9 protein-coding genes are annotated in these 11,757 nt (G+C 69.7%); 3 read left to right on the plus strand and 6 right to left on the minus strand.

Translation table 11 applies throughout. From position 1 onward, the window contains the following. Positions 1-23: 23 nt before the first annotated feature. From XINFAN_RS17330 to XINFAN_RS17355, 6 genes are all read right to left on the minus strand, one after another. Positions 24-1,337, minus strand: a complete 1,314-nt coding sequence (locus XINFAN_RS17330) for a M16 family metallopeptidase (RefSeq protein WP_124088129.1) — start codon at positions 1,335-1,337, stop codon at positions 24-26. Then, positions 1,334-2,797 carry a M16 family metallopeptidase gene (locus XINFAN_RS17335; RefSeq protein ID WP_124088130.1) on the minus strand — a complete coding sequence of 488 codons (1,464 nt, stop codon included), beginning with the start codon at positions 2,795-2,797 and terminating at the stop codon, positions 1,334-1,336. The genes XINFAN_RS17330 and XINFAN_RS17335 overlap by 4 nt, the downstream gene beginning before the upstream one ends. 76 nt (positions 2,798-2,873) lie before the next feature. After that, the gene (locus tag XINFAN_RS17340) at positions 2,874-3,434 is read right to left on the minus strand and encodes a DUF3035 domain-containing protein (RefSeq protein WP_354002140.1); all 561 of its coding nucleotides are present in this window, start codon (positions 3,432-3,434) and stop codon (positions 2,874-2,876) included. Between the two features lie 113 nt (positions 3,435-3,547). Continuing rightward, entirely contained in the window at positions 3,548-4,042 is a 495-nt protein-coding gene (lspA, locus tag XINFAN_RS17345; RefSeq protein ID WP_124088132.1) for a signal peptidase II, read from the minus strand. 1 nt (position 4,043) lies between these two features. Beyond that, a complete protein-coding gene (gene purH, locus XINFAN_RS17350) occupies positions 4,044-5,657 on the minus strand; it encodes a bifunctional phosphoribosylaminoimidazolecarboxamide formyltransferase/IMP cyclohydrolase (RefSeq protein WP_124088133.1) in 1,614 nt (537 codons plus the stop codon). Between the two features lie 18 nt (positions 5,658-5,675). Further along, positions 5,676-7,400, minus strand: coding sequence for a heparinase II/III family protein (locus XINFAN_RS17355; RefSeq protein WP_233352313.1), 1,725 nt, complete (start codon positions 7,398-7,400; stop codon positions 5,676-5,678). Positions 7,401-8,341: 941 nt separating this feature from the next. Between XINFAN_RS17355 and XINFAN_RS17360 the strand changes: the two genes are divergently transcribed. The 3 genes from XINFAN_RS17360 to XINFAN_RS17370 all read left to right on the plus strand — a co-directional run. Further along, the gene (locus tag XINFAN_RS17360; RefSeq protein WP_124088135.1) at positions 8,342-9,265 is read left to right on the plus strand and encodes a hypothetical protein; all 924 of its coding nucleotides are present in this window, start codon (positions 8,342-8,344) and stop codon (positions 9,263-9,265) included. Further along, the gene (locus tag XINFAN_RS17365) at positions 9,265-10,953 is read left to right on the plus strand and encodes a hypothetical protein (protein WP_124088136.1); all 1,689 of its coding nucleotides are present in this window, start codon (positions 9,265-9,267) and stop codon (positions 10,951-10,953) included. The genes XINFAN_RS17360 and XINFAN_RS17365 overlap by 1 nt, the downstream gene beginning before the upstream one ends. Continuing rightward, on the plus strand, positions 10,947-11,757 hold an 811-nt coding region (locus XINFAN_RS17370), incomplete at its 3' end, for a glycosyltransferase family 2 protein (protein ID WP_233352321.1). The genes XINFAN_RS17365 and XINFAN_RS17370, both read left to right, overlap by 7 nt.

The raw sequence follows: 11,757 nt of genomic DNA on the forward strand, positions 1-11,757 counted from the left end.
CCCCCAGCCCCCCTCCCCGGCGCTTACGGTTCGGATGTCACGCCTTCGGGGCGGCCGACGACGACGAAGTGCAGCGCTTCGGGGCGGAACAGCCGCGCCGCCACCCGCTTCACGTCGTCCATCGTCACCGCTTCGATCCGGGCATTGCGGGTGTTGGGATAGTCGATCGGCATGCCCTGCATCTGCATTCCCACAAGGATCGAGGCGATCGGCGCATTGCCGTCGAAACGCAGAGGATAGGCGCCGGTCAGATAGGTCTTCGTCTCGGCCAGTTCCTTCTCTGCGATCCCTTCGGCGGCGATCTTCTGCCATTCGGCGCGGATTACCGCGATGGCCTCGGCCACCTTGTCGTTCGAGGCCGAGAACTGCCCCATCACCGATTCGGAATGGTCCATGCCGATCAGATAGCTGCCGATCCCGTAGGTCAGCCCGCGCTTGTCGCGCACCTCGTTCATCAGCCGGGCCGAGAAACGGCCGCCGCCCATCACCTCGTTCAGGATATAGGCGGCGAAGAAATCGGGATCGTCCTGGGCGATGCCCTCATGGCCGAAGGTCACCAGCGACTGCGGCGAGGGGAAGTCGATCACCGTCACCCCGGGCTTCAGGAGCCAGGGCGCGCGTCCGGGCTGCGGCGCGCCGGTTTCGGGCAGGGCGCCGAGCAGCCGGTCCATCATCAGGCCAAGCTCTTCTGCGGTGATGTCGCCCGCGGCCGAGATATAGACCCGGTCGCGCGCCAGCGCCGCCTTATGCGCGACGACCATATCCGCGCGGGTCAGCGCCTGAACCGTGTCGATGCTGCCGCGTCCGGCGCTGGCATAGGGATGCTCGCCGTAAGCCATGGCGTCGAAGGCGCGCGAGGCGAGGACGGCGGGATCCTTCTCGTCCGAACGCAGGCCGGAAAGCACCTGTTCGCGCACCCGCGCCACCGCGTCCTCGTCGAAGCGGGGCTGGTTCAGGGCCAGCGCCAGCAGATCCACCGCCTGATCGCGGTTCTCGGTCAGGAACCGGGCCGAGACCGAGAAACCATCGGCCGAGGCGCCGAAGCTGAAATGCGCCGCCAGCGCGTCACGCGCCTCGGCGAAGCCGCGGCTGTCCAGATCGCCCGCGCCTTCCTCGATCAGCCCGGCCATCAGATAGATCGCGCCGCGCTTCGCCGGATCGTCCAGCGAAGTGCCGCCGCGGAAGCGGATTTCCAGCGCGGTGAAGGGAATGTCGTGATCCTCGACCAGCCAGGCGGTCAGCCCGCCGGGGCTTTTCACCTCGGTGATGTCGATTTCGGCCCGGGCCAGCGCGGGGAGCAGCAGCAGGGCGGCGGTGAGGGCGGCGCGCAGGATCATTGGGCTTCTCCGGGCTCGGCGGCGGGTTCGGCCTGATGCGGATCGTCGGTTGCCGGCGCGGATGGCAGGCTGGCTTCCGCAGGCGGCGCCTCGGGCGGGCGTTCCAGCCAGCCGGTCACCGCATTGTCGCGGTTGAGGACTTCGCGCGCGGCCTCCATCACATCCCCTATGCTCACGCTGTCGAGGACGGCGGTGTAGCCCTGGATGTCGAGGAGGCCGAGGCCGATGGACAGTTCCTCGCCGTAAAGCCGGGCAAGGCCGTGGGCATCGTCGCGGGCATAGATCTCGGCGGCGCGGATCCGGGTCTTGATCCGCTCGAAAGCCGCCGGATCGGGGCCGTCCGCGAGGAATTTCTCCAGCACCGCATCCATCGCGGCCTCGGCTTCGGCCAGGCTCACCCCGGGCGCGGGCACCACGTAGAGGCCGAAGGTGCCGTCATCCAGCGAGGTGCCGTCGTAGAAGGCCGAGGACCAGACCGCGACCTGGGCATCGAATTGCAGCGCGCGCGCCAGCACCGAGGTCTGGCCGTTGCCGCCCAGAAGCTCGGCCAGGATCGCCAGCGCCGCCGCCTTGCGCTGATCGCCCGGGTTGCGCTCGGGCGCGAGATAGCTGCGGTAGACGTAAGGGTCGGACACCCGCTCGTCGGCGAGCGCGATGCGGCGTTCGGCCAGATGCGGCGGCTCTTGCGGGCGATTGCGCGGCACGATGGCATCCGAGGGCGCGATCGGGCCGTAATGCTTTTCCGCCAGCGCGCGGACCTGATCGGGGGTCACATCGCCCGCGATCACCAGCGTCGCATTGTTCGGCGCGTAGTATTTTCCATACCAGTCCAGCGCATCGGCGCGGGTCAGTTGCGCGATCTCGTGCCGCCAGCCGATGATCGGGATGCCGTAGCGGTGGTTCATGAACAGGGCGGCGCGCATCTGCTCTCCCAGCAGCGCGCCGGGATCAGAATCGGTGCGTTGCGCGCGTTCTTCCAGGATCACCTGGCGCTCGGTCAGCACCACCGCGTCGTCGAGCCGCAGATTGCGCATCCGGTCGGCTTCCATCTCCATCACCATTTCCAGCCGGTCGGCGCTGATGCGCTGGAAATAGGCGGTGTAATCCCACGAGGTGAAGGCGTTGTCGTCGCCGCCATGGGCCTCGACCGTGGCCGAGAACTGGCCCGCGGGCACCTTGTCGGTGCCCTTGAACATCAGATGTTCCAGGAAATGCGCGATGCCGGATTTGCCCGCCGCCTCGTCGGCGGCCCCGGCGCGATACCAGATCATCTGCACCACCACGGGGGCGCGGTGATCCTCGATCACCACCACGTCAAGCCCGTTCTCCAGCGTGAAGGCGGTCACCGTCTCGGCCCGGGCCGCCAGCGCGCCGGGCAGGAACAGCACCGCCGCCAGCAGCGCGCGCGGCGCGGGAAGCAGGGCCGCAAATTTGCGGGCAAGATTGGTCAGCAGGCGCATCTGTCCTCCGCCGGGTTGGGATCGTTCCCGGCCCCCCGGATTCGGGGACCGTCGGTCAGGAGCGGTTCGGGCTGGCTCAGGAGCGGCCGAACAGCCAGCTCTTTTTCTTGTTCTTCGCCTTTTCCTCGGCGGCCTTGTCATAGCCGCGCGGCGGGGCAGAAGGGGTCAAAAGACCGCGAGCGCGCCAGTATTCCAGTTCTTCGTGCTGATCGAGCGACTGGTCGCGATAGGCGTTGTAATAGGTGTTCGAGTTGAACAGCCGCTCAAGGATGCGGCCCTTGTTGTCGCGCCGCCAGTTCAGATCCTCGGAGGCGAGCTGCGCGCGGATCCCGGCCTCGGTGCCGAAGCGCCCGGCATGGGCGTAAAGCACGGAATCGGCCGCCGGGATGCCGCCGCCCGCCCCCGGCTTGCCGCCGAGCGCGACCACGGCATCGTCGAACGGCCGCTGATCGGTGCGGTTTTCGCCCCCCGGCGTGGGGGCGGGCAGATCCGAAAGGCTTGCGGGCATTTCCAGCGCCCTGGGCGGCAGGATCGCGAATTCGTCCGGCCCGTCTTTCGAGCGCAGCCGCATCAGATCGGTCCGGTCGCCCTCGGGCGCGCCGCAGCCGGACAGCGCCAGGACCATCGCCAGCGTCAAGGCCCCAACGCCTGCTCTTGCCTGCATCCTGTTCCCCGGCATCCTGCTTTCCGTCTGTTCCGGCCTCTCTCTTAGCCTATGCGAAACGCCCCGTCACGGGGTCTTTCCGCCCCTCAGCCCTTGCGCGCGCGGCGCTTCGCCGGTGGCGCCCTGCGCCCGGCGAACAGGACCAGCCCCAGGGCGCCGGCGAAGATCGCGATATCGGCCACGTTGAAAGCATAGGGATTTTCGATGCCGCAGCAGGACATGTTCAGGAAATCCGCCACCGCGCCATACCAGATCCGGTCGATCACATTTCCGAGCGCGCCGCCGACCAGCAGCCCGGCCGAGATCTGCGTCAGCCGCCCCGGATCCGTGCGCCGCACCCAGAGCCAGACCCAGACCGAGATCACCAGCGAGATCGCGACGATCCCCCAGCGGACCAGTTCCGCATCGCCCGCGAACAGGCCGAAGTTGATGCCGCGGTTCCAGGCCATGCGAAAGACGAGGAACGGCGGAAGCACGTCGATCTCGCCGCGGTTGATCAGGTTCAGCCCCTGGACCACGGCCAGTTTCGACGCCTGGTCGAGGCCGAAGGTGGCAAGGGCGGTGAGGGTGGCGATCCGCATCTCAGTGCCGGAAATGGCGCTGGCCGGTGAAGACCATGGCAAGGCCCAGCCGGTCGGCGGTGTCGATCACGTCCTGGTCCTTCATGCTGCCTCCGGGCTGGATCACCGCTTTCACGCCCACCGAGGCCAGAACCTCGATCCCGTCGGCGAAGGGGAAGAAGGCGTCCGAGGCCGCGACCGAACCCACGGCGGGGCTCTCAGACAGGCCGAGTGCCGATGCGATCTCGCCTGCCTTCCTCGCGCCGATCATGGTGGAATCGACCCGGCTCATCTGGCCTGCGCCGATGCCGACGGTGGCGCCGTCTTTGACGTAGACGATAGCGTTCGATTTGACATGCTTCGCGACCTTCCAGGCGAAGAACAGGTCTTCCAGCTCCTGGCCCGAGGGCGCGCGTTTCGTCACCACTTTCAGATCCGAAGCTGTGATCGTGTCGACGTCCGAATCCTGGACGAGGAAGCCGCCCGCGACCTGGCGGAACGAGAGCGTGCCCTTCGATGCGTCGGGCAGCGCGCCGGTGGTCAGCAGGCGCAGGTTCTTCTTCGCCGCGAAGATCGCCTTCGCCTCGTCGGTCGCCTCGGGGGCGATCACCACTTCGGTGAAGATCTTCACGATCTCCTCGGCGGTCGGGCCGTCCAGCACCCCGTTCAGCGCGACGATCCCGCCGAAGGCCGAGGTGGTGTCGCAGGTATAGGCCCGCTGATACGCCTCGCGCAGGGTCGCGCCGCGGCCCACGCCGCAGGGATTGGCGTGTTTGATGATGGCGCAGGCGGGCGCTTCCCCCGCGAATTCGGCCACCAGCTCGAAAGCCGCATCGGTGTCGTTGATGTTGTTGTAGCTGAGTTCCTTGCCCTGCCATTGCTTCGCGGTGGCGACGCCGGGCCGGTTCGAGCCGTCGGTATAGAAGGCGGCCTTCTGATGCGGGTTCTCGCCGTAGCGCAAAGGCTGCGCGAGCCTGCCCGCGAAGGACCGCCAGCGCGGGGTTTCCTCCTGGATCGCCGCGGCCAGCCAGGTCGAGACCGCGCTGTCATAGGCGGCGGTGCGGGCGTAAGCCGTCAGCGCGAGGCGCTGGCGGAAGGCATAGGTGGTGCCGCCATGGGCCGCGACTTCCTCCAGCAGCGGCGCGTAATCCGCCGCATCGGTCACCACGGCGACGAAAGCGTGGTTCTTCGCCGCCGCGCGGATCATCGCCGGGCCGCCGATGTCGATATTCTCGACCGAGGTGGCGTAATCGGCGCCCTTCGCCACGGTTTCCTCGAACGGATAGAGGTTGACGACCAGGAGGTCGATGGCGCCGATCCCGTGGCTTTCCATCGCGGCCAAATGATCCGCATTGTCGCGCAAAGCCAGCAGCCCGCCATGCACCATCGGATGCAGGGTCTTGACCCGGCCGTCCATCATCTCGGGGAAACCCGTCACCTCTGACACATCGCGCACCGGCAGCCCCGCCTCGCGCAAAGCCGCCGCCGTGCCGCCGGTAGACAGAAGCTCCGTCCCGTGCCCGTGCAGCGCGCGGGCGAAGTCCAGGAGCCCGGTCTTGTCGGAGACCGAGATCAGCGCGCGGCGGATGCGGACGGGGGTGGTGGGCGCGGTCGAGGTGGGGGCGGCGATGGACATGGGGCCTCCGGCTATGGCTCAGATGGGGACCGGATCGTCCCGGTCCAGGTCGCGGATGGCCAGCGGAGTATCCTGTGCCTTGGCCAAGGTCCAGCCGATCCGGGTCTCAAAATCCCGCGCGAAAGCGGAAAGCACGATCTGTTGCGCGGGCCGGGGCCGCAGCCGGCCCTTTTCCAGGCAGACCGAGGGTTCCAGCGACAGGATGCCCCGGCTGTCGTGGCGGAACACCCAGATCTCGCCCGAGCGCAATTGCATCGACACCGCATTCCCGCCCATGTCGAGCGTGGCATCGACATCCGGGTGCAGGTGGAAGCGGATCGCGAAAGCGATGCCTTCCGGGTTCGGGCGCTCACGGATCTCGCCGAAACGCGCCCGGGCGGCGGGGGTGTCGGCATGCAGGCTGTCGGTGCCGCCCAGACGGCGGCCGTCGGCGGAGAGGTGCAGCTCTCGGGTGGCGGTGAGGCCGTGGCTGAGGGTCCAGCCGTCATGCGACAGCCGCACCAGCCCGCCGTCGCCGCCCGCCAGATGCAGATCGGCGACGCGCGCGCAATCGTCCAGCAGCCCCGACCCCGCCCGGGTGAAGCGCGAGGACGAACAGCCCGCCAGCGACAAGGCCGAATGCGATTGCGTGGCGCGGCCGGCGAGTTGCCACTCGGCCCCGAACGGCAGGCCCGAGCCGCAGCTGATGATCAGCGGCCGCCGCCCCGAGGTCAACTCGAACGCCGCGGTCGAGGCATGCGCAGTCGCCGCCGCAGCCCCCCGGGGCGGATCGGCGGCGTCGATGATCACCGAGGTCCGCCCGCCCGAGAGCCGCGCATAGCCCATGGCGAGGCCGACATGGCTGGGCGGCGGCAGCATGGCGGAACTCGCCAGCGCCTGATCCAGCCGCCCCTCGGCCCCGGTGCCGCCGCCGTGGAACCGCGCGAGGCCGCCGTCGGCATGGCGCAAGACCCGCAGGCAGGGCGCGATGCGGTCGATGGCATCGGAGAGCGGCCCCGGAATGTCGCGCCCGGCCTCGGCGAGCGCGCGCAGGGCCCAGGACAGCAGCGTGAGGATTTCCAGCAATTCCTCGGGGTTGCGGCTGAGAATGGCGCCGGTCCCGCCGATCTCAGCCTCGCATTCGCGTGACAGTGCCCGGATCGCGGGGCCGGTGTGGCGGTCCATCCCGGTGAGCGACAGGCCCGCGTAAAGAAGGCCGATCAGTGCCTCGAACCGCGGCAGGCCGGGACGGGTGGCGTGGGCGCGGCGCGACAGGAAGCCGGTCTGGCGGGACATGGCGGCGAAGAAGGCGTCGTGAAACGGCTTGTCCTGACCCGCCAGCAGGAACAGCCCGTGGTGGATCCAGCGGATCAGCCGCCGTCCGGTCAGGTCCGGGGTCCAGCCCGGGCCCCGTCCTTCGCCGCAGCGCCCGATCCAGGCGGCGGTCCAGGCCTGTGCCAGTTTCCGCGCCGCGGGCGAGCCGAGCGCGGCCAGGTCGTCCAGCCAGGAAAAGCCCTGGGCCTCGGCCATGAAAGCGGGATCGGCGTCGGGAATGTCCCAGATCACCGTGCCGGGCGCCTCGGCCAGGTGGCCCGCCAGCAGCAGATTCCCGGCCATGATCTGCTTGCCGCGGGCATAAAGCCCGATCGAGCGCGGCTCGGGATGCGAGACGAAGGCCGTGACCTGCCGCGCCCGCCGCGCGGCCCAGGCGGCGTAACGATTGGCCAGCCGGTCGCGGCGGCCCGATCCCGTGGCGCGTGTCACCTGTCTTCTGCCCTTTGCGGTGTCCGGGTTGTGCCCCCCGGCGCGGGGCGCACAATAGCGGCAGAGATCCGTCCTGTCACCTGACGGCATCGTGTCGGGCGCTGAGGCGGATCGCCCCGCACCCGCACCCGCGCCTGGCCTTCAGGCCGGGTCGAAGCGGTGGCCTTCGGCAAATTGACAGGAGACGCGATTCGGAGTGGCCGCGGAACTCCCGGCTGCGTCCTGGCGCCCGGAATTTTCAAAAATTCCGGTCAAATTTTTTTGGAAAAAATTTGCGCCTCAGAGGCTGGCGCTGCGAGGGGCGGCTCCGGTTGCGTCGAAACCCGGGCCGCGCGATCCGCCGGGTTTTCCACCGGCATCCGCGGGGCAGGGCGGTGTTGCCGTCGTGCCGGGCTGCGGATAGTGGCCCGGTTTCGTGGCATGACGACCGGCAGTCGGGACGCCCGGCGATGCTTATGCGTCAGCACCCCGGGGAAGGGCCTGCTATGCGCGTTTCCCCCTTGGGGCGTCGATGTTCCGCGCGCGGCCCGGCGAGAGCGACATCAGCCCTGCCCGCAGCTTCCGACGCAATGCCGCCGCGGCAGTTCGCTTTGGGCTGGTCCCTGAAAAATCCCCTGAATGATGTGGCGCTCTCTCCCCGGGCAGTTCCTGCGACCCGGGGAGAATCGTATCCGGCGGCGCCTGGTGCAGGCGCCCCCGTGGCACAGTGGCTCTGGCGCGCACCGGCACGCCTTTGAACCGCGGCCCCGATCCCCGCTGCGTTCTTCGTCCTTGCCCTCGGGCGCGGGGCGAACCCTCATGCCGCTTTCCTTCATCCCGGGCCGGCCATGTCCGCGAGGACGATCTTCCTGCGGCGGGAGACGCAGCATTCCCCTGCGGGCTATGGTAAGAGCGGCTCTGACGCGGCAGACTGCGAGGGTGCAATGGGTGTGCGGGTGAGGATGGCGGTCTGGATCGGATTCGGCGCGGTTGTGCTGGCGGCCCTGGCACTTGCGGCCTGGAAGCTGCGCGCAGAGCCGCGTTTCGCGCCCGGCGCCGGGCTGGATGCGGCGGAACGCGCGCGCCATTACCCCGCGCCGCTGCCCCCGCCCGACGGGCCGGTGCGGGTCTATCACCTCGGCCATTCGCTGACCGGGCGCGACATGCCGGCGATGCTGGCGCAGCTTGCGGGGCACGACTGGAACAGCCAGCTCGGCTGGGGCGCCAGCCTTGACCAGCACTGGCGGGGCGAGGTGCCGGGCTTCGCCGAGGAAAACGCCGCCCCGGTGTTTCGCCCGGCGCATGAGGCCGCGGGCAGCGGCGACTATCCGGTTTTCGTCCTGACCGAGATGATCGGCCTTGCCGACGCGATCCGCTGGCATGATTCCCCCGCCGCGCTGGCCCGCTGGGTGCAGCGCATCCGCGAGGGCCGCGCCGATGCCCGCATCTATCTCTACGAGACCTGGCATCCGCTGGACGAGGCCCCCGACTGGCCCGCCCGCCTTGAGGCCGATCTGCCCGGCCTGTGGGAGGCGCATCTGTTGCGCCCGGTGCTGGAGTCGGGCGAGAGGATCCATGTGATCCCCGGCGGCCAGGTCATGGCGGCGGTCGCGCGCGAGGCGGAGGCGGGGCGCATCCCCGGGCTGAGCGGCGCCGGGGATCTGTTCGGCGACGACATCCATTTCAATGATCTGGGGGCCTGGCTGGTGGCGCAGACCCATTACGCGGTGATCTATGGCCGCTCTCCGCTGGGTCTGCCCGCCCGGCTGAACCGCGCCGACGGCAGCCCGGCCGACGCGCCCCCGGATGAGGCCGTGCGGATCATGCAGGGCATCGTCTGGCGGGTGGTCACCTCTTACCCGCCCACCGGCGTCGGGGGCGAATGATGCGGATCCTGCTGCTGATCGCCGCTCTGCTCGGCGTCCTTGGCGCCGCCCGCGCCGAAGAGGCCCGGTTCGAGGCGATCTCCAATCCGAACCTCGGGCTCGGGCTGATGGGGGTGCATGACTGGTCGCCGGAACAGCCCTTCCTCGATGTGATGAAGACCGCACGGCCCTGGATCGGCCACCGCCCCTCGGCCTGGGGCGGGATGGAGGAGGCGGATCTGCGCGCCGTGGGCGCGCTGGATGCCGGGGGCTGGCCGCTTTTCATCCCGCCCGGGCTGGAAGCCATCGGCACGGTGATCCTGACCGACCTGCCCGAAGGGGCGATGGATACGGCAGGGCGCTACCTCGTCACCTGGCAGGGGCAGGGGCGGCTGGAGTTGCGCGGCCGGGCCGCGAATGTCGCCGGAACTGAGGGGCGGATCACATTCGACTTCACCCCCGGCCCGGGCCTGGTCGAGATCAGGATCACCGCCACCGACCCCGCCGACCCCCTGCGCCGCATCCGGGTGGTGCGCGAGGACCGGGCGGCGCTGGCGGATGCGGGCGAGATCTTCAACCCCGATTTCCTCGCCCGGCTGCACGGCGTGCGGCTTCTGCGTTTCATGGACTGGCTGGCGACCAATGATTCCACCCTCGCCGCGCCTGAAGACCGGCCCCTGCCCGGTGACTATACCTGGGCGCGGCACGGGGTTCCGGTCGAGGTGGCGGTGGCGCTGGCGAACCGGCTGGGCGCTGACGCCTGGATCACCGTGCCGCATCTCGCGCAGGATGATCTGGTGCGCGAGATGGCGCAGGTGGTGGCGCGCGACCTGGACCCCGGGCTGCGGGCCTGGGTGGAATTTTCCAACGAGGTCTGGAACTGGCAGTTCCGTCAGGCGCATTGGGCCGAGGCCGAAGGTCTGAAACGCTGGGGTGCCGAGGGCGCCTGGGTCTCGTTCTACGCGCTCCGCGCGACCGAGGTGATGGAGGTGTGGACCGGCGAAATGCCCCCTGAGCGCGTGGTGCGGGTGATCGCGACCCAGACCGGCTGGCCGGGGCTGGAAGAGGCGATCCTGACGCCGCCGCTGATCCTGGAGAACGGCGGGGCGCCGCCCTACCAGAGCTTCGACGCCTATGCCGTCACCGGCTATTTCTCGTCGAAACTGGGCTACCCGGAGCGCCAGTCCCTGGTCCGGGCCTGGCTCGATGACAGCCGGGCTGCGGCGCGGGAGCAGGGCGCTTCGCTGGGCCTCGGGGGTGAGGCGCTGGAGGCCTGGACCCTGCGCCACGGCATGCAGGGCGCGGTCGAAAAGGCGGTGGCCGAACTGCGCGACGGTTCGCTCTCGGGCGATCCGAACGACAGCCTGGCGCATCTGACCGGCACTTTGTTTCCTTACCATGCCGGGGTTGCCGCAAGGCACGGGCTGCGGCTGGTGATGTATGAGGGCGGCACCCATGTCACCGGCATCGGCCCGGTGGCGGAAGACGAGGAGATGACCGCTTTCTTCACCGAACTGAACTATTCCGCGGGGATGGGCGAGCTTTACGGCGAGTTGCTGGCGGGCTGGCGCGCGGTGACGGACGCGCCTTTCACCCATTACGGCAGCGTCTTCACCCCCGGCAGATACGGCAGCTGGGGCGGCTTGCGGCATCTGTCCGACGACAATCCGCGCTGGCGGGCGCTGATCCGGGGTTGCGCCCCGTGCTGACCCGCGTCCCAGGCCCGCGTCTGAGCGTGATCATCCCGGCCTCGAACGAAGAGGGCTGGATCGGCGATTGCCTTTCGGCGGTGTTCGCCTCGGATCCGGTGCCGGGGGGCGCCGAGGTGATCGTGGTGGCGAACGGCTGCCGCGATGCGACGGCGGGGATGGCGCGGCGGGCGGCGGTGCCCGCGGGCTGGGACCTGCGGGTGCTGGAACTGGCCGAGGGCTCGAAACCCGGGGCGCTGAACGCGGGGGATGCGCTGGCGCGCGGCCCCCTGCGGGTCTACCTGGACGCGGATTGCGTGGTCTCGCCCGGAGTGCTGGCGGGGCTTTGCGCTGCGCTGGCGCCGGACGCGCCGCTTTATGCGGGGGCGGCTCCGGTCATTCCCCGCGCGCGCTCATGGCTGACGCGGGCCTATGCGCGGTTCTGGCAGCGGCTGCCCTTCGCGCGCTCGGTCGCGCCGGGCTACGGGCTTTACGCGGTGAATGCGGCGGGGCGCGCGCGGTGGGGCGCGTTTCCGCGGCTGATCTCGGACGACACTTTCGTGCGGCTTCAGTTCCTGCCCGGTGAGCGGGTGCAGATCGCCGCGCCCTATTCCTGGCCGATGGCCGAGGGTTTCGCGGCGCTGGTGCGGGTGCGCCGCCGCCAGGATGCGGGGGTGCGCGAGCTGGCGGCGCTGCATCCCGGCATCCTCGCGCGCGAGGGCAAGGAAGCTGTCGGCGCCGCGGGCCTCTTGCGGCTGGCGCTGCGCGATCCCCCGGGGTTCGCGGTCTATGCGGCGGTGTCGCTGGCGGTCAGGGCCGGGCGGG

The organism is Pseudogemmobacter humi (genome assembly GCF_900609055.1).
Lineage (GTDB): Bacteria > Pseudomonadota > Alphaproteobacteria > Rhodobacterales > Rhodobacteraceae > Pseudogemmobacter > Pseudogemmobacter humi.